Origin of the sequence: Streptomyces roseochromogenus subsp. oscitans DS 12.976 (assembly GCF_000497445.1) — a bacterium.
GTDB classification, from domain to species: domain Bacteria; phylum Actinomycetota; class Actinomycetes; order Streptomycetales; family Streptomycetaceae; genus Streptomyces; species Streptomyces oscitans.
Window position 1 is genome coordinate 6,985,752 of sequence record NZ_CM002285.1, and the last position, 16,438, is coordinate 7,002,189.

A 16,438-nucleotide genomic window follows, 5' to 3' on the forward strand; every position below is an offset into this window, starting at 1 on the left:
GGGCGGGTGCTGGAAGGCGCGGGGGTCACGGCACTGCTGCTGGCGGCGGGGGCGGCGATGGTGGTGAAGCGGCGCCGCAGGGCGGTCGCGGCGGCCGCGCCGGCCGACACGGAGACGCTGGTGAACGCGGAGGCGGCGGGGGCGAGGGAGTCCGGGGGGCGACACCGGCGCTGAAATGGCTCACATGTGCGGCGGCCGTTCCACCGACCGGTGCGTACCCCGCGTCCCGCGCGAGGTCCACCCCCAAATCCGGCCCGGTGGAACGGCCGCCGCCTCCCCCCTCGGTATGGCTACGGAATCCACGTGCTCCAACTGTGAAGCTCTTGTGGAGGGGAGTTGAGCATATGCGCTCGACCGGCCGCAATACTGCGGATGCCCACATTCCGTTTGTGCAAATGGATTCAGCCCCGCCCGATGTACGGCATCGCCGTCGCCAGCACCGTCGCGAACTGCACGTTCGCCTCCAGCGGCAGCTCGGCCATGTGCCGTACGGTGCGCGCCACATCCGCCGCGTCCATCACCGGCTCGGGAGCCACCTCGCCGTTCGCCTGCAGCGCGCCGGTCTGCATCCGGGCCGTCATGTCCGTCGCCGCGTTGCCGATGTCGATCTGCCCGACGGCGATGTTGTACGGCCGTCCGTCCAGGGACAGCGACTTGGTGAGGCCGGTCAGCGCGTGCTTGGTCGCGGTGTAGGCGACCGAGTGCGGGCGGGGCGTGTGCGCCGAGATGGAGCCGTTGTTGATGATCCGGCCGCCCTGCGGATCCTGCTCCTTCATCCGCCGGTACGCGGCCTGCGCGCACAGGAACGCCCCGTTGAGGTTGGTGTCCACCACGTGCCGCCACGCGTCGTAGGACAGCTCCTCGACCGGGACCCCGCCGGGCCCGAAGGTCCCCGCGTTGTTGAACAGCAGGTCCACCCGGCCGAACCGGTCCACCGTGGCCGCGAACAGCGCCGCCACGTCCTCGGGATCGGCGACGTCCGTGCGCACGGCGAGCGCGGCGCCCTCCGGGACCAGTGCCGCCGTCGCCTCCAGCGTCTCGATGCGCCGGCCGGCCAGCGCCACCGACCAGCCGGCCCGCAACAGCTCCACGGCGACCGCCCGCCCGATTCCGGAACCCGCGCCGGTCACCACCGCGATCTTCGATTGCCTGTCAGTCATGACACCGCAGCGTAGGCGGCGAGTCCGCCATGCGGAATGCCATGCCCGCCATACGGTCAACCGCCCGCGGCGCCCACGGCGCCCGCATGACCTCGGCCACCGGACGGTACGTCGATCCGGCCGCGCGAACCGGTCACCGAGGCCGTGCCGCCCGTACCGCCGACGACCGGGCAGGGCACAGCACATTCCGGCCCGCCTCCAGGCAGCGCCCGGCCGCCGCCCGGTGCTCCCCCATTCATCGACATCGATGTCCGGGTCCGCCGCCGGCGACTCCCGGTCGCCACAGGCCTGCGCCGCCCCGAAGGGCCGCGAAAGCCCGAGCCGACGCCCGCCGCCGCGAGGCCACCGCGGTGATCTCCGCGTCCGGCAGATCGGCCAGGTCCGCCGCGAACGCCGCCGCGATCCCGCCCGTCCCCAAGATCCCCCAGCGCGCCCTCCGCCCTGCCGCCGCCCCGCCCTCGCTCATGTGTGCCCCGGCAGTGTGTGCGAGCTGAGAGCATAGGTGCCGGTCGTGTCCGACAGGGGGCTTCTGAACCAGGGAGGGGCGCATGCACGAGCGTGCGGCGGCACAAACACCCAAGAGACAGCTCACGTCCACCCGCGCCGCGGCGCAGGCCGGTGCGGCGCGCCGTACCGGCCTGCTCGTCACCCTCGTCCTCGGCGGCATCACCGCGACACCCCCGCTCGCCATGGACATGTACCTCCCGTCCCTGCCGGAGGTCACCAGGTCCCTGCACGCGCCCGCCGCCACCGTCCAGCTCACCCTCACCGCGTGTCTGCTGGGCATGGCCCTAGGCCAGCTGGTCGTCGGCCCGATGAGTGATCGTTGGGGCCGCCGCCGGCCGCTCCTCGCCGGTCTCGCCGTCTACCTCCTCGCGACCGCCCTGTGCGCCCTCGCGCCGAACGTCGAGACGCTGGTCGCCTTCCGGCTGGCGCAGGGTCTCGCGGGCGCGGCCGGGATCGTCATCGCCCGGGCCGTCGTACGCGACCTGTACGACGGCGTGGCCATGGCCCGCTTCTTCTCCACCCTGATGCTGATCTCCGGGGTCGCGCCGATCGTGGCGCCGCTGATCGGCGGGCAGATCCTCAGGGTGACGGACTGGCGGGGCGTGTTCGTGGTGCTCACGGTGGTCGGCGTCCTGCTCGCCGCGCTCGTCTGGCTGCGGCTGCCCGAGACCCTGCCACCCGCGGAACGGCACGACGGGGGAGCCGGGGCGGCCCTGCGCTCGATCCGCGGCCTGCTCGCCGACCTGCCCTTCACCGGCTACATGCTGGCCGGCGGCTTCGCCTTCGCCGCGCTGTTCGCGTACATATCCGCGTCCCCGTTCGTGATCCAGGAGATCTACGGCGCCTCCCCGCAGACTTTCAGCCTGCTGTTCGGCCTCAACTCGGTCGGCCTGATGATCGCCGGCCAGGTCAACGGCAAGCTGCTGGTCGGCCGGGTCGACCTGGACAAGGTGCTGGCCTGCGGCCTCGCGGTGATCGTGCTCGCCGCGACCGCCCTGCTGCTGATGTCCGCCGGCGCCCTCGGTGAGACCGGCCTCGCCCCCGTTGCCGCCGCGCTCTTCGTCCTGATGTCCGCCATGGGCATCACGCTGCCCAACGCCCAGTCCCTCGCTCTGCTGCGCACCAAGCACGCCGCCGGCTCCGCCTCCGCGCTGCTCGGCACCACCTCCTTCCTCGTCGGCGCGGTCGCCTCGCCGCTCGTCGGCGTCGCCGGAGAGCACACCGCCGTACCGATGGCGGTGGTCCAACTGGCGGGAGCACTGGTCGCGGCGGCCTGCTTCGTGGGAATGTGCCGTCCCTGGAAGACACGGGGGAACACCCGTGCGGGGTCGGAGGGAGACGACAACTGAGCGCACCGAAACTGCGCGCCGACACACCGGAACGGGCCGGGCTCGACCCCGTGGAACTCGGGCACCTGGTCGGCGAGGCCCACGCCCTCACCGCCGGAGACCGCCCCTGGGCGCCCGGCGCCGTCGTGCTGGCCGGCCGCGGACCCGTGATCGCCGTAGCCGAGGCGGCGGGCTTCGCCGTCCGCTACTCCGGCTACGACCCCGAGACCGACACCGGTGTCGAACTGCCGCCCGCCGCCTGGGTCCCGGCCACCCTCGACACGCCCTTCGACCTGGCCTCCCTCACCAAGCTGTTCACCTCCGTCGCCGCCGTACAGCAGATCGAGCGCGGCACCCTCGGCATGGACGCCCGGGTCGGCGACTACCTGCCCGACTTCCACGCCGCGGCCGCCCACGGCATCACCGTGCGGCAGCTGCTCACCCACACCTCGGGGCTCCGTCCCGAACTCCCGCTGTACGACTGCCCGGACGACGCCACCCGCCTGTCCCTGCTGCGCGCCGAGGCCCCGACGAGCAAGCCCGGCCGGTATCTCTACTCCGACCTGAACATGCTCCTGCTCCAGTCCGTGCTGGAGCGCCTCACCGGTCGCGGCCTCGACGTCCTCGTCCAGGACGGCATCACCCGCCCGCTCGGTATGACGGCCACCACCTTCGGCCCCTGCCCCGGCGCGGCCGCCACCGAGGACCAGCGGCGGCCCTGGGCCAAGGCGGACCGCGGGATGCTGCGCGGAGTGGTCCACGATGAGAACGCCTGGGCGCTGGGCGGCGTGGCCGGCCATGCGGGCCTCTTCTCCACCGCCCCCGACCTGGCGGTCTTCTGCCGCGCCCTGCTCGCCGGCGGCTCCTACGGCCCCGCCCGCATCCTCGGCCCCGACTTCGTCGAGCTGCTCCTCACCCCGCCCGGCCTGGGTTTTACCGTCGACCAGCCGTGGTTCATGGGCGAACTCGCGGGCAAGGGAGCGGCGGGGCATACGGGCTTCACCGGCACGTCTTTGGTCCTGGACCCGGTGACGGACACGTTCTTGGTGCTGCTGGCGAACACGGTCCACCCGAGAAGACGCCCGTCGGACAGCGGGCCAAGGGCAGCGCTGGCCACGCGGCTGGCAAGGGCGGTGATCTCGTGACGGTTCTTTCCAGCCGGCCGAGCGGGGTGGGCGCGTGGGAAGCGGGGGTCTGGGGCGGAGCCCCCGGAAAGCCCGGCATCGGCACCGGGCGCCATAGAATCACCGGGTGAACGCCCCCGTACCCCCGGCCGAAGCCCTCCGCAGGAGTCTCGCCGATCTGCTCGACGGACTCCCGCCCAAGCAGGCAGCGGGCGCGGTCGAACGGCTCATCGCCAACTACCGGGGTGAAACCCCGACCCACGCCCCGATCCTCCGTGACCGCGCCGACGTGGCCGCCTACGCCGCCTACCGCATGCCGGCCACCTTCGAGGCGGTCCACGCGGCGCTGGAGGCGTTCGCCGCGGCCATGCCCGACTGGACGCCCCGCAGCCACACCGACGTCGGCGGTGGCACCGGCGCCGCCACCTGGGCCGTCACCGCCACCTGGCCCGGCGAGCGCGGCGTCACCGTGCTGGACTGGGCCGAGCCCGCCCTCGCCCTCGGCCGGGAGATCGCCGGCGCCAACCCGGACCTGCGGGGCGCCCGCTGGCAGCGCGCCCGGATCGGCGCGGACCTCACCCTGGACGACGCCGATCTCGTCACGGTGTCGTACGTCCTCAACGAACTCTCCGAGCCCGACCGCGCCGCCCTCGTCGACGCCGCTGCCGCCGCCGCGCAGGCCGTGGTGATCGTGGAGGCCGGCACCCCGGCCGGCTACGCCCGTGTGATCGAGGCCCGCGACCGCCTCGTCCGCGCCGGCCTGCACATCGTCGCCCCCTGCCCGCACAGCGCCGCCTGCCCCATCGAGCCCGGCAAGGACTGGTGCCACTTCTCCGCCCGGGTGAGCCGCTCCTCCCTGCACCGCCAGGTCAAGGGCGGCACCCTGCCGTACGAGGACGAGAAGTTCTCGTACGTCGTGGCCACCCGCCTGCCCGCCGAGCCCGCTCCCGCCCGCATCGTCCGGCGCCCGCAGATCCGCAAGGGCCAGGTGCTGCTGGACCTGTGCGAGGCCGACGAACGGCTGGCGCGTACGACGGTCACCAAACGCCACGGCGGCCTGTACAAGGCGGCCCGGGACGCCGAGTGGGGCGACCGGTGGCCGCCGCGGGAGCCGCCCGCGTAGTCACGGTGGCTTGTTAACGTCCCCCCATGGTCAAGAAGCCGGCCCCCGACGCCGCCCGCCGCAGCGAGAAGTCCCGCAGAGCGATCTACGCCGCCGCCCTCGCCCTGGTCGGCGAGATCGGCTACCCGAAGACCACCGTCGAGGGGATCGCCGCACGGGCCGGGGTCGGCAAGCAGACCATCTACCGCTGGTGGTCCTCCAAGGCGGACGTCCTGCTGGAGGCGTTCCTCGACCTCTCCACGCAGGCGGCACAGGAGGCGGGGCAGGAGCCCTACGTCATCCCGGACACCGGCGACCTGGCCGCCGACCTCAAGACGGTGCTGCGGATCACCGTGGACCAGCTCCTCGACCCGCGCTTCGACGTGCCCTCCCGGGCGCTGGCCGCCGAGGGCGTGGTCAACGAGCCGCTCGGCCGCGAGTTCGTCACCAAGCTCCTCGAACCCCAGCTCCAGCTGTACGTCGACCGGCTGCGGGCCGCGCAGGACGCCGGGGCGGTACGGGCCGACGTCGATCCCCGTATCGCCCTGGAGCTGTTCGTCTCGCCCCTCGCCCAGCGCTGGCTCCAGCACACGGCCCCGATCACGCACGCCTACACGGACACCCTGGTCGACTACGCGCTGTACGGCCTGATCCCCCGCTGATTCATGTGAGGCGTGTCTCGTCCGGTTCCTCCGGATCCGCCCCGCGGCCCCCCGAAGCGCAGGAGGATGGGACGATAAGGCATGCTGTCCGCACACCAGCGAGACACACCAGCGAGGCGAGCTGCGAGGCGAGGCGATAGATGAGCGCGACGTTCGGCGGCCGGTCCGGTCGGCAGGGCAAACTCTCCCAGTGGCTGCTCGGCCGCCGTCCGAAGGAGGCCGACGCCGACGGCCGTGAGGCCGAGCTGCTCGCGGCCGCCGCCGCGGGCCTGCCGCTCGCCCCCGCCGCGCACCCCGCCCCCGGCTACCGCTGTTCCTGCGACCGCGTCGGCTGTCCCACCCCGGCCCGGCACCCGGTGTCGTTCGCCTGGCAGACCCAGTCGACCACCGACCGCGCCCAGATCGAGCGCTGGGCCCGGCATCAGCCGCAGGCCAACTTCATCACCGCCACCGGCATGACCCACGACGTCCTGGACGTGCCACTGGAGGCCGGCCGGGAGGCGCTGGAGCGGCTGCTCGGCAGCGGGGTCGAGGTCGGTCCGGTCGCCGAGAGCGACGACGGCCGCATGCTGTTCTTCACCCTCACCCGCGGCACCCCCGAGGACGAGGACGAGTGGTGGCCGTGTGAGCTGGACTGCCACCCCGAGACCATGGACGAGCATCCGGGGCTGCGCTGGCACTGCCGGGGGTCGTACGTGCTGGTGCCGCCCGCGCGGCTGCCCGGCGACGACGACCAGCAAGTGCGCTGGGTGCGCGGGCCGGAGCATGCGCTGCCGGATCCGCTGAGCCTGTTGGAGGCGCTCACGGATGCCTGCGGCCGCCATGCCGGTACGAGTACCGAGAGCGCGGCCTGGCCCTTGCGGCACTGAGCGCCTAACGGGGTGCCGCGAGAGGCTGTCGGGCGGCTGCGGGTCCGTTGCGGCTTCTCGCGCAGTTCCCCGCGCCCCTTTAGGGCGTTTTACGCGCCCTGCGCCGATGTCAAGCCCGGCACCCGCCCCACCACCGACACCTTGCCGTTGCCCGCCGGGTCCAGGGCGGCCTCCGCCGACATGAGTTCCAGGGTCAGGGACTGTTTCACCTCGCCCTGGGTCAGGGCCTGGACGTCCTTGTTGGGGATCGCGACGGTGGTTCCGGTGGCGGCGGTCTGCTTCTCGTAGTGGTGTGTGGTGAAGAACACCAGCGCGCCGCCGTCCGCGGTGCGCAGGGCCAGCGGTGCGTAGTCGCCGCTCGTCAGGGGCCGGTCGATGAACTGCGTGACCAGGCCGGGCTTGCGGGCCCGCTTGGCCCGGTCGGCGCGCTCGACGCTGGTGTACTGGCCGTCGGCGAAGCCCGGTCCGCCCTTCTTCAGGTACGTCGCGTAGTCCTCGCTCAACTTGTCCGGCGCGACGGCGACTTGGGTGGAGTCGGCCGGTACCGCCTCGCCCCAGCCGTCCTTGTCCGTCCAGAACCGCGGTACGGCGCTGGGCGCCACGAGCGTCACATACGCCACTCGCCAGCGCGCACCGAGGTCGCCCCGGGTGAACACCATCAGCCAGCGCGCGGTACCCGTCTTGTTGCCCTTGGCGTCGGCCACGAACCAGCGCGGCCAGCCGGGCTTCCTGGGGATCGTGATCTTCACGTCCGACAGCTTCAGCGGCACGTGGTTCGGGTTGCCGGACGGGCTGTTGGTGTGCCCGGCCTTCAGCCGCGCTGCGGTGATGTCGCCGAACGGGCCGGTGAGATAAGGCGCGTCCAGGGAGTTGTCGTAGGCCTTGTCGGCCTTGTTGTACGCGGTCGTGAACGCGGTGACCGCCTTCGCGGCCTCGGCGCGGGTGGCGGAGGGGAGCATCTCGCGCTCCCCGTGCACCACCACGCACCCACTCGCCGTCAGCGACAGCGCGGTCAGCGAGGCCGCCGCGAACGCGTTCCGGCCGCGCCTGCGGAGCAGCGCCTTCCGGTCACGCCTGCGGAGCCTGCGCGGGCTGCGATCCCTGCTCATCGGGTCCCTTCACCTTCCCCTTCCCGGAGGCGAACCCTACCGGGGCGAAGAACACCGCGAGCGTCGGGATCAGGTACAGCAGCCACACCGTGACCTGGAGGACGGCACCGCGGTGGCGACGCCGAGGGCGACGCCGGCGCGCACTCGCCCGTCCCGCGGTGTTTCAATTCCCCGGTGACTGACTACGACGTACTCCGCGTCTTCTGCGGACCGGACGGCGGCTACGGCAACGAACTCGGTGTCGTCCGCGACGGCTCGGTGCTGCCCGAGCGGAGCGACCGGCAGGCGCTGGCGGCCAAACTCGGCTTCAGCGAGACCGTGTTCGTGGACGATCCCGAGCGCGGCCTGATCGACATCTACACACCCACCCTGCGCCTCCCCTTCGCCGGACACCCCTGCGTCGGCACGGCCTGGCTGCTCGACGTGCCCGAACTGGTCACGCCCGCCGGAGTGGTGGGCGCCCGGCTGGACGGCGAGTTCAGCTGGATCGAGGCCCGCGCGGAGTGGGCCCCGCCGCGCACCCTGCGCCAGTACGGCAGCGCCACCGAGGTCGACGCGCTGGAGGTCCCGGCCCCCGGTGAGTGGATCTACGCCTGGGCCTGGCAGGACGAGGCGGCAGGCCGGATCCGTGCCCGCGCCTTCCCCGGCCGGAACGACGGCATCGACGAGGACGAGGCCACCGGCGCCGCCGCCCTTCTCCTCACCGACCGGCTGGGCCGAGCCCTGAACATCACCCAGGGCAGGGGCTCCCAGATCCTGACCGCACCGCAGCCGCACGGGTGGGTGGAGATCGGCGGCCGGGTGTTCCTGGAACGCCGGCCGGGCAGGCCTTAGGCGCTCAGCGGGAACTCCTCACTCAGCGCTCTGAACACCGCCGTGTTGAGGGCGAACGCCCGCTTGCACTCCGCTATGACCCGCTGCTTCTCCAAGTCGTCGACGCGTATGGAGTCCAGCAGCTCGCGGTAACTCCGTTTGAACGCGGCCGGGTTGGCGACTCCCTCGAAGACGTAGAAGCGCACGCCGTCGCCCCTTTTCGCGAAGCCCCACGTCTTCTCCGCCCTGTCGCGGATGATCTGGCCGCCGGACAGGTCGCCCAGGTAGCGGGTGTAGTGGTGGGCGACATAGCCGCCGGGCCAGCGCTCGGCGCAGGCGCGGACCCGGTCCGCGTACGCCCGCGTCGCCGGCAGGGCGGACAGGGTCGCCCGCCAGCCGGTGCCCCGCAGATGTGTCAGGTCCCGCTCCAGGGCCGGCAGGCGCAGCAGCTCTGGCCGGATGAAGGGGCCGGCCACCGGATCGACCGCCAGCCGTCCGGCTCCGCTCTCCAGCGCCTCGTACACGAACCACAGCTGCTCGGTGTAGCGCGCGTATCCCGTCACGCCCAGCCGGCCGCCGAGCAGGTCGGTCATGAACGTCGAGGTCTCCGCGTCCATGTGCTGCTCGTGGGACGCCGTGCGGATGAGGGCTGCGAACGACTCCATGAGGCCACCGCCAATTTTGCCGACAGGCTGTCGGTAAAATTCTACAAGAGAAAGCCCGCCCTCCGCAGAGGACGGGCTTCCGCATCGCTCAGGGCAGAGTCAGGATCTCCGCACCCGTGTCCGTCACCACCAGCGTGTGCTCGAACTGGGCCGTCCGCCTGCGGTCCTTCGTCACGACCGTCCAGCCGTCGTCCCACATGTCGTACTCGTGGGTGCCCAGCGTCAGCATCGGCTCGATCGTGAACGTCATGCCGGGCTGCATGACCGTCGTCGCGTGCGGGCTGTCGTAGTGCGGGATGATCAGGCCGGAGTGGAACGACGTGTTGATCCCGTGGCCGGTGAAGTCACGGACGACGCCGTAGCCGAAGCGCTTGGCGTACGACTCGATGACCCGGCCGATGACGTTGATCTGCCGGCCCGGCTTGACCGCCTTGATCGCGCGGTCGAGGGACTCACGGGTCCGCTCCACCAGCAGCCGCGACTCCTCGTCCACGTCCCCGACCAGGTACGTGGCGTTGTTGTCGCCGTGTACCCCGCCGATGTACGCGGTCACGTCCAGGTTGACGATGTCGCCGTCCCTGAGGACCGTCGAGTCCGGGATGCCGTGGCAGATGACCTCGTTGACCGAGGTGCACAGGGACTTGGGGAAGCCGCGGTAGCCGAGCGTGGACGGGTAGGCGCCGTGGTCGCACATGTACGCGTGGGCGACCTTGTCCAGCTGGTCCGTGGTGACACCGGGCGCGATGATCCGCGCGGCCTCCGCCATCGCCTGTGCGGCGATACGGCCGGCGAACCGCATCGCCTCGATGGTCTCCGGGGTCTGCACCTCCGGCCCGGTGTACGGCGTCGGCGCGGGCTTGCCGACATACTCGGGGCGGTGGATGTTTCCGGGGACCGAACGGATGGGGGACAGCTCCCCTGGTACGAGCAGCGACTGGCCAGACATGCCAGCGAGTCTATCCAGCCGGCATGGGGGAACATGTCGTTGGCGAGAGGAGCTGTCCATGGCCCTGTTCAAGAAGCGCACCGTCGGCAAGCCGGGCGAGTGGTACTACTGCCTGGTGCACGGCAAGGTCGAGGAGGGGCCGGAGTGCCCGGCCAAGGACCGTTTCGGGCCGTACGCCAGCCGTGCGGAGGCCGAGCACGCGATGGAGACGGCCCGCGAGCGCAACCTCGAATGGGAGACCGACCCGCGCTGGCACGACAAGGCCCAGCAGGGGGACGCCGACGAGGGGTGATCAGCCGGCAGCCGGGGCGGTGGCGGCGCGGCGCTCCCTCATCCGTACGGCGTGTTCGTTCGTCCGGACGTCGTACGTCATGAGGCGCGGCAGGCAGAGCACGAGCAGGCCCATGGCGCCCGCGCACGCCAGCCCACCGGAGACGACCGAGGTCCGCAGACCCGCCCAGGCGGCGAGGCCCCCCGCCCGGACCTGGCCGAGCTGCGGGCCGACCGAGTAGGAGAGCAGCTCGATCCCGGCGAGCCGGCCGCGCAGCTCGTCGGGGATGGTCTGGTTCCACATCGCGGCCCGGAAGATCCCGCTGACCATGTCGAAGCCGCCACCGACGGTCAGGAAGACCAGGACCAGCCACACGTTCCCGCAGACGCCGGCCGCCGCGATCGCCAGGCCCCAGCCCGTGGCCGACAGCACCACCATCAGCCCGTGCCGGTGCACCCGGGAGGCCCAGCCGCTGGTCAGGCTCACCAGCAGGGAGCCGGCCGGGAGAGCGGCGTACATCAGCCCGAGCGACCAGTCGGCATGCAGTTCGCCGGCGAGGAACGGCAGTACGGCGAGCGGCATGGCCAGGGACATCGCCGCGAGGTCGACGACATAGGTGCCGAGGAGTTCCTTGCGGCTCCAGGCGTACCGGGCGCCTTCCGCGATGGCCCTCAGCGAGGGCTTCGCCGCCATGGGGAGGGAGGCGGGAGAGGGAGCGATCCGGACGATGTACGCCACGGAGACCGCGAAGGTCAGCAGGTCGGCGGCGTAGGCCCAGCCGAGGCCCGCGTAGGCGACGACCACGCCGGCGAGCGCCGGGCCGGCGACTCCGCCGATGGTCCAGCGCAGCGAGTTCAGTGAGGCCGCGGCGGGCATGTCGGCGTGGGCGACGATCCGGGGCCACAGGGAGTCGAGTGCCGGGCGCTGCAGGGAGCCCAGGGCGGAGGAGAGGGCGGCGACGGCGTACAAGGGCCAGAGCGCGGGGTGCGGGAGCAGGGCGTTGAGCAGCAGGGCCGCGCTGAGCAGGCCCTGACCGGCCTCCGTCCACACGATGAGCTTCCGCTTGTCGAGCGCGTCGGCGAGGGCACCGCCGTACAGTCCGCAGACGATGAGGGGGAGCAGCTCCACGGCGCCGATCGCGCCCACCGCCGCGGTGGACTCCGTCAGGTCCTTCAGCTGGACGGGCAGCGCGACGAGGGTCAGGAAGCTGCCGAAGTTGCTGATCAGCCCGGACTTCCAGAGCCGACGGAAATCTACGGAGGTCTTCCAGGGGGACAGGTCGGGGAGCAGAGCGCGGATCACCGGGGGAATGTTCGACCGGTCCGGACCACTGGGCAACCGGTTTTCCCCGCTGGGACTCGGCCCCGGAATCACCAGGGGGCAGGGGGCGGTGCCGTCAGAATTTCCGCCAGCCTCGACACGCGGTCACGGAAGCCTCGCCGGCCCCTGGGAGAGACGGCCCCGCCGTTTTCGCCCGCCCCCGCGCTGACCAGGTGCTGCATCGTGTCCAGGTCCAGCTCCGACCCCTCCGGTGCCGCCAGCGACTCGTGGGCCATCGCGGCCAGCTCGCCCCCGCCGACGCCCAGGGCCAGTACCGTCACCCCGGCCCGCCGGGCCGAGTGCACACGTTCCAGCAGCGGCGCCGGCTCCTCGGGTGCCACGACCAGCAGGGTCTCCCCACGGCGCGCCGCCGCGATCCGCCCGGGCCCGACGGCGAGGTGGGGCGGGTCGCAGGGGCGCGCGTCGTGCCGTACGAGCGTCGGCGCCAGCTCGGGCGTGCCGGACCAGGCCGCCTCGTCCACCAGGTGCGCGGCCAGATGCCAGGGTTCGTACTCCGGCGTGCCCACCAGCAGCAGCCCGCCCCCGTGGGCCACCACCGACCCGCGCAGCACCCCCGCGAATCTCCGGGTGGCCCCCAGCCACTCGGTCCCGGCGAGCACTTCGCGCAACAGCGCGACCCGTACGGCGTCCATGCGCCCGCATCCTGCCGCAACCGGTCACTCGTGACACGGAGTTCACCTGGAATTCGCCCGCTCCGGGGACATGCACCCATCCCGTACGATCCGGTCCCGTACGACCCCGAGGAGCGCCCGATGACCGAGGTCACCGTCCCCTTCCGCGCCGGACAGGAGGGCTACGCCAGCTTCCGGATCCCGGCGGTCGTGGTCACCCGCGCCGGGACCCTCCTCGCCTTCTGCGAGGGCCGGTCCGGCTCCGCCGCCGACCACGGGCAGATCGACATCGTGCTCAGGCGGTCCACGGACGGCGGCCGTACCTGGGGGCCGCTCCAGATCGCCGCGAGCAACGGCGACCACCTCGCCGGCAACCCCGCCCCCGTCGTCCTCGACACCGGCCGGATCCTGCTCGTCCACATCCGGGCCGCCGCCTTAGCCACCGAGGACGCCATCCTGCGCGGCCAGGTCGAGGACGCCGACGGGCGCCGGGTGTGGGTCCGGCACAGTGATGACGACGGGGTGTCCTGGTCCGCGCCGAAGGAGATCACCGCGCAGGTGAAGCGGCCCGGCTGGCGCTGGTACGCCACCACCCCCGGCCACGCCCTCCAGCTCACCGGCGGGCGTGTGCTCGTCCCGGCCAACCACACCCTGCCGCCCACCGGCGGCGACACCGGCACCGAGGCGAAGTACCACAGCGGCCACTGCCTGCTCAGCGACGACCGCGGCGAGAGCTGGTACCTCGGATACGTCGACGAGAACACCGGCGGCTACATCAACGTCAACGAGACCACCGCCGCCGAACTCCCCGACGGGCGCGTCTATTTCAACACCCGCAACGACTCGGGCTCGCCCGGCAACCGCGCCGACGCCCACTCGACGGACGGCGGGAAGACCCTGGTCAGGCCGTTCCGGCCGCAGGCAGGGCTGACCGCCCCGGTCTGCCAGGCCTCCGTCCTGCAGCTCCGCGACCCCGACCTGCTCCTCTACTCCGGCCCGGCCGACCCCGCCTTCCGCGCCCTGATGACGCTCCGCGCCTCCACCGACGGCGGCACCACCTGGCGCACCGCGTACACCGTCGACGGGCTGCCCGCCGCCTACTCCGACCTGGTCCGCGTCGATACGGACACGGTCGGACTCCTCTACGAGACCGGCGACTTCAGCGCCTACGAGACCCTCACCTTCCGCCGGGTGCCGGTACACCGGCTCACCTGAACCGGTGCCGTACCCGGCACGGACGTAGAGTCGCCCCCATGACCTCTACGACCTCTTCCGACAGCGCACAGACCCCCGGCAAGGCTCCTGCCAAGGACCCCTGGGACCTGCCCGACATCTCCGGGTACGTCGTCGGCGTGCTCGGCGGCACCGGACCGCAGGGCAAGGGCCTCGCCTACCGGCTCGCCCGGGCCGGACAGAAGGTGATCATCGGCTCCCGCGCCACCGAGCGCGCCCAGGCCGCCGCCCGGGAACTCGGCCACGGGGTCGAGGGCGCCGACAACGCCGAGACCGCGCGCCGCAGCGACATCGTGATCGTCGCCGTACCGTGGGAGGGCCACGGCGACACCCTGAAGGCGCTGCGCGACGCACTGGCCGGCAAGCTCGTCGTGGACTGCGTCAACCCGCTCGGCTTCGACAAGAAGGGCGCCTACGCCCTCAGGCCCGAGGAGGGCAGCGCCGCCGAGCAGGCCGCCGCCCTGCTGCCGGACTCCCGCGTCACCGCGGCCTTCCACCATCTGTCGGCCGTCCTGCTCCAGGATCCGGAGATCGAGCAGATCGACACCGATGTGATGGTGCTCGGCGAGGAGCGGGCCGACGTGGAGATCGTGCAGGCGCTGGCCGGGCGCATCCCCGGCATGCGCGGCGTCTTCGCCGGCCGGCTGCGCAACGCCCACCAGGTGGAGTCCCTGGTCGCGAACCTGATCTCGGTCAACCGCCGCTACAAGGCACACGCCGGGCTCCGCGTCACGGACGTCTGAGCGGATGGGGGACACTGTTCGTCGTAGCAGTGTCCCCGCAAGGAGCCGACCCCTATGCCCGTTTTGTCCATGCTCACCCAGACCCGGCGACTCGCCCTCTACGCCCTCGTCGTCTGCGTCCTCTCCGTGGCCGCCGCCGTCGTCTCCTTCGTCCGGGGCAGCTGGCTGGGGATCGTCTGGGTGCTGCTGGCGGGCCTGACGTCCAACATGACCTGGTACTACGTCAAGCGCGGCCGGGCCGCGGCGGCGCGGGGCAAGTCCGTCACGGGTTGATCTGGCAGATCTCGGGGGTGCCCTGCCACCACCGGTACAGCTCCTGGCCGCAGTAGCGCGGGAAGTCTCCTACGCCGAGGTCACGCAGGATGGTGTCGATCAGGCCGAAGAAGACGCTGTTGATCGACGGCACCCACAGCAGCGCGAACACGAACAGCAGACCGAACTGCGCGAACGGCTCCACCTGGCGCTTCACCTTGTACGACAGCCAGGGCTCTATGACGCCGTAGCCGTCCAGGCCGGGCACCGGCAGGAAGTTCAGGATCGACGCGGTCACCTGCAGCAGCGCGAGGAACGCCAGCGCGTACTGGAAGTCGGCGGGCACTCCGTCAAGGGCGTGCAGCCAGAACGGCGCGGTGCACACGGCCGCGAACAGGACGTTCGTCAGCGGACCCGCCGCCGAGATCAGGCTGTGCCGCCAGCGGCCCCGGATCCGGCCGCGCTCGATGAACACCGCGCCACCGGGCAGACCGATACCGCCCATGATCAGGAAGAGCACCGGGAGTACGATGCTCAGCAGCGCGTGCGTGTATTTCAGCGGGTTCAGTGTGAGATAGCCCTTGGCGCCGACCGTGATGTCCCCGCTGTGCAGGGCGGTGCGCGCGTGCGCGTACTCGTGCAGGCACAGGGAGACGATCCAGGCCGCCGTCACGAACAGGAAGATCGCCACGCCCCGCTGGGCGGCATACCCGCTCCAGGTGGCCCATCCGGTCACCGCCGTCACGGCCAGGATCCCGAGGAACACGGGACTGAGCCGCCGGTCGCTGGGGCGGGTGGTGGCGGTGGTCATGGGGGCAGGGCTCCTCGGGGCGTGTCGGGCGGGGCGGGGTCGACCGTACCGGTGTTGTGGGGGGAACGTCCTGCGGACGGCCAGAGGTTCCTGGTAATCGGTAAGTCGTGATCGAATCGACTGGGGCGGTGGCCATGGCGATCGCCGAGGACTGGGTCGAGTTTGTCCAGGACGCCATCCACCTGCCGAAGAGTGCGCGCCTCCGGCTGACGGGGAATGGTCTCACCCTGGTACCCGTGACTCAGGCGTACGTGACCACGGTCTGGCGTATCGCCCACCAGATCGAGGCAGGACTGCCCGGCTGGGTCGCGACGGGCAAGTTCTCGGTCGTCCCTCCCCGGGAGGGCTACAAGCCGGAGCCCGACGCGTCGGCGCTGCCGGCGGAGCAGATCCGTCCGGGCAAGAGCGAGATCGACGAGTCGCTGCTGCCCTTCGTCGTCGAGGTGGTCTCACCCGAGAGCAAGAACCGCGACTACAGCACAAAGCCCGATCATCACGCGTCGCGTGGTATTCCGGCGTACCTGATCGTTGACGTGCTCGCCGCCCGGTGGACGCTCCTGACCCGCCCCGCCGACGGCGAGTACCAGCACCGAGAGTCCAGCGTCTTCGGCGATCAGATCGAGATCCCCGTCGCCGACCAGACCCTCACCCTCGACTCCTCCCAGTTCCAGCGCATCTGAAACCCACAAGCCGCGCACGGCCGTCCCCGGAGACAATGGACCCCGTGCGCTATCGCCTGCTCGGCCCCACCCAGGTACTCCGCCCCGACGGTACGGCCGTCCCGGTCGGCGGAGCGCGGCTGCGTGCCCTGCTGGGCGTGCTCGCGCTGCGCGCCGGCCGGACCGTGCCCGCCGCCGTGCTGATCGACGAGGTGTGGGGCGCCGACCCGCC

The 16,438-nt window shown here is 72.0% G+C and carries 19 protein-coding genes and 2 pseudogenes; 12 read left to right on the forward strand and 9 right to left on the reverse strand.

What is annotated here, in order from left to right:
- Positions 1-401: 401 nt before the first annotated feature.
- Together M878_RS79870 and M878_RS000000100350 are read right to left on the reverse strand one after the other, a co-directional pair.
- Positions 402-1,160: an SDR family oxidoreductase gene (locus M878_RS79870; protein ID WP_031226282.1), complete on the reverse strand. Its 759-nt coding sequence runs from the start codon at positions 1,158-1,160 to the stop codon at positions 402-404.
- A 175-nt stretch (positions 1,161-1,335) separates the two neighbouring features.
- Positions 1,336-1,626: pseudogene (locus M878_RS000000100350) on the reverse strand (Gfo/Idh/MocA family oxidoreductase); the annotation flags it as partial.
- Between the two features lie 82 nt (positions 1,627-1,708).
- On the opposite strand from M878_RS000000100350, the gene M878_RS79875 reads away from it, so the two are divergent.
- The 5 genes from M878_RS79875 to M878_RS79895 all read left to right on the forward strand — a co-directional run bounded on the left by M878_RS79875 (position 1,709) and on the right by M878_RS79895 (position 6,752).
- Positions 1,709-3,016, forward strand: a complete 1,308-nt coding sequence (locus M878_RS79875) for a multidrug effflux MFS transporter (RefSeq protein ID WP_023551232.1) — start codon at positions 1,709-1,711, stop codon at positions 3,014-3,016.
- Complete coding sequence (locus M878_RS79880) at positions 2,956-4,140, forward strand: serine hydrolase domain-containing protein (RefSeq protein WP_031226283.1); 1,185 nt, start codon at positions 2,956-2,958, stop codon at positions 4,138-4,140. Before M878_RS79875 ends, M878_RS79880 begins: the two co-directional genes overlap by 61 nt.
- 106 nt (positions 4,141-4,246) lie before the next feature.
- Positions 4,247-5,242, forward strand: coding sequence for a small ribosomal subunit Rsm22 family protein (locus tag M878_RS79885; protein WP_023551234.1), 996 nt, complete (start codon positions 4,247-4,249; stop codon positions 5,240-5,242).
- Between the two features lie 26 nt (positions 5,243-5,268).
- Positions 5,269-5,883: a TetR/AcrR family transcriptional regulator gene (locus tag M878_RS79890; protein WP_023551235.1), complete on the forward strand. Its 615-nt coding sequence runs from the start codon at positions 5,269-5,271 to the stop codon at positions 5,881-5,883.
- A 140-nt stretch (positions 5,884-6,023) separates the two neighbouring features.
- Positions 6,024-6,752: a bifunctional DNA primase/polymerase gene (locus M878_RS79895; RefSeq protein ID WP_023551236.1), complete on the forward strand. Its 729-nt coding sequence runs from the start codon at positions 6,024-6,026 to the stop codon at positions 6,750-6,752.
- A gap of 89 nt (positions 6,753-6,841) precedes the next feature.
- Here the strand turns inward: M878_RS79895 and M878_RS79900 are convergent, their stop codons facing one another.
- Both M878_RS79900 and M878_RS96785 read right to left on the reverse strand, forming a co-directional pair.
- Positions 6,842-7,861, reverse strand: coding sequence for an SCO2278 family lipoprotein (locus M878_RS79900; protein ID WP_078630444.1), 1,020 nt, complete (start codon positions 7,859-7,861; stop codon positions 6,842-6,844).
- Positions 7,821-7,964, reverse strand: a pseudogene (locus M878_RS96785) (iron transporter); the annotation flags it as partial. The pseudogene M878_RS96785 and the gene M878_RS79900, both read right to left, overlap by 41 nt.
- Positions 7,965-8,035: 71 nt before the next feature.
- Between M878_RS96785 and M878_RS79905 the strand changes: the two are divergent.
- Positions 8,036-8,695: a PhzF family phenazine biosynthesis protein gene (locus M878_RS79905; protein WP_023551239.1), complete on the forward strand. Its 660-nt coding sequence runs from the start codon at positions 8,036-8,038 to the stop codon at positions 8,693-8,695.
- Here M878_RS79905 and M878_RS79910 read toward each other — a convergent pair.
- Together M878_RS79910 and map are read right to left on the reverse strand one after the other, a co-directional pair.
- Positions 8,692-9,339 (reverse strand): biliverdin-producing heme oxygenase, encoded by a 648-nt coding sequence (locus tag M878_RS79910; RefSeq protein WP_023551240.1) that lies wholly within the window; start codon positions 9,337-9,339, stop codon positions 8,692-8,694. The genes M878_RS79905 and M878_RS79910 overlap by 4 nt on opposite strands.
- A gap of 88 nt (positions 9,340-9,427) precedes the next feature.
- Positions 9,428-10,285 carry a type I methionyl aminopeptidase gene (map, locus tag M878_RS79915; RefSeq protein ID WP_023551241.1) on the reverse strand — a complete coding sequence of 286 codons (858 nt, stop codon included), beginning with the start codon at positions 10,283-10,285 and terminating at the stop codon, positions 9,428-9,430.
- 58 nt (positions 10,286-10,343) lie between these two features.
- On the opposite strand from map, the gene M878_RS79920 reads away from it, so the two are divergent.
- Positions 10,344-10,577, forward strand: coding sequence for a hypothetical protein (locus M878_RS79920; protein ID WP_023551242.1), 234 nt, complete (start codon positions 10,344-10,346; stop codon positions 10,575-10,577).
- Here M878_RS79920 and M878_RS79925 read toward each other — a convergent pair whose 3' ends face one another.
- Together M878_RS79925 and M878_RS79930 are read right to left on the reverse strand one after the other, a co-directional pair.
- Positions 10,578-11,855, reverse strand: a complete 1,278-nt coding sequence (locus tag M878_RS79925) for an MFS transporter (RefSeq protein ID WP_031226287.1) — start codon at positions 11,853-11,855, stop codon at positions 10,578-10,580.
- Between the two features lie 71 nt (positions 11,856-11,926).
- On the reverse strand, positions 11,927-12,529 hold the full coding sequence (locus tag M878_RS79930; RefSeq protein ID WP_023551244.1) for a hypothetical protein: 603 nt from the start codon (positions 12,527-12,529) through the stop codon (positions 11,927-11,929).
- Between the two features lie 120 nt (positions 12,530-12,649).
- Between M878_RS79930 and M878_RS79935 the strand changes: the two genes are divergently transcribed.
- From M878_RS79935 to M878_RS79945, 3 genes are read left to right on the forward strand one after another with little or no spacing between them, the layout of a single operon-like run.
- On the forward strand, positions 12,650-13,723 hold the full coding sequence (locus M878_RS79935; RefSeq protein ID WP_023551245.1) for a sialidase family protein: 1,074 nt from the start codon (positions 12,650-12,652) through the stop codon (positions 13,721-13,723).
- A gap of 38 nt (positions 13,724-13,761) precedes the next feature.
- Positions 13,762-14,484, forward strand: a complete 723-nt coding sequence (gene npdG, locus M878_RS79940) for an NADPH-dependent F420 reductase (protein WP_023551246.1) — start codon at positions 13,762-13,764, stop codon at positions 14,482-14,484.
- A 54-nt stretch (positions 14,485-14,538) separates the two neighbouring features.
- Positions 14,539-14,757 carry a hypothetical protein gene (locus M878_RS79945; RefSeq protein ID WP_031226289.1) on the forward strand — a complete coding sequence of 73 codons (219 nt, stop codon included), beginning with the start codon at positions 14,539-14,541 and terminating at the stop codon, positions 14,755-14,757.
- Here M878_RS79945 and M878_RS79950 read toward each other — a convergent pair.
- Positions 14,747-15,547, reverse strand: coding sequence for a site-2 protease family protein (locus tag M878_RS79950; protein ID WP_023551248.1), 801 nt, complete (start codon positions 15,545-15,547; stop codon positions 14,747-14,749). The genes M878_RS79945 and M878_RS79950 overlap by 11 nt on opposite strands.
- A 107-nt stretch (positions 15,548-15,654) precedes the next feature.
- On the opposite strand from M878_RS79950, the gene M878_RS92520 reads away from it, so the two are divergent.
- Positions 15,655-16,227, forward strand: coding sequence for a Uma2 family endonuclease (locus M878_RS92520; RefSeq protein WP_158692812.1), 573 nt, complete (start codon positions 15,655-15,657; stop codon positions 16,225-16,227).
- Between the two features lie 35 nt (positions 16,228-16,262).
- A partial coding sequence (locus M878_RS000000101960; protein WP_425347941.1) for an AfsR/SARP family transcriptional regulator occupies positions 16,263-16,438 on the forward strand: 176 nt, incomplete at its 3' end.

Bases quoted from the DNA above. Each gene is read 5' to 3' on its own strand.
- M878_RS79870 (WP_031226282.1), bottom strand. From the start codon at position 1,160: ATGACTGACAGGCAATCGAAGATCGCGGTGGTGACCGGCGCGGGTTCC.
- M878_RS79875 (WP_023551232.1), top strand. From the start codon at position 1,709: ATGCACGAGCGTGCGGCGGCACAAACACCCAAGAGACAGCTCACGTCC.
- M878_RS79890 (WP_023551235.1), top strand. From the start codon at position 5,269: ATGGTCAAGAAGCCGGCCCCCGACGCCGCCCGCCGCAGCGAGAAGTCC.
- M878_RS79895 (WP_023551236.1), top strand. From the start codon at position 6,024: ATGAGCGCGACGTTCGGCGGCCGGTCCGGTCGGCAGGGCAAACTCTCC.
- M878_RS79900 (WP_078630444.1), bottom strand. From the start codon at position 7,861: ATGAGCAGGGATCGCAGCCCGCGCAGGCTCCGCAGGCGTGACCGGAAG.
- M878_RS79910 (WP_023551240.1), bottom strand. From the start codon at position 9,339: ATGGAGTCGTTCGCAGCCCTCATCCGCACGGCGTCCCACGAGCAGCAC.
- map (WP_023551241.1), bottom strand. From the start codon at position 10,285: ATGTCTGGCCAGTCGCTGCTCGTACCAGGGGAGCTGTCCCCCATCCGT.
- M878_RS79920 (WP_023551242.1), top strand. From the start codon at position 10,344: ATGGCCCTGTTCAAGAAGCGCACCGTCGGCAAGCCGGGCGAGTGGTAC.
- M878_RS79930 (WP_023551244.1), bottom strand. From the start codon at position 12,529: ATGGACGCCGTACGGGTCGCGCTGTTGCGCGAAGTGCTCGCCGGGACC.
- M878_RS79935 (WP_023551245.1), top strand. From the start codon at position 12,650: ATGACCGAGGTCACCGTCCCCTTCCGCGCCGGACAGGAGGGCTACGCC.
- npdG (WP_023551246.1), top strand. From the start codon at position 13,762: ATGACCTCTACGACCTCTTCCGACAGCGCACAGACCCCCGGCAAGGCT.
- M878_RS79945 (WP_031226289.1), top strand. From the start codon at position 14,539: ATGCCCGTTTTGTCCATGCTCACCCAGACCCGGCGACTCGCCCTCTAC.
- M878_RS79950 (WP_023551248.1), bottom strand. From the start codon at position 15,547: ATGACCACCGCCACCACCCGCCCCAGCGACCGGCGGCTCAGTCCCGTG.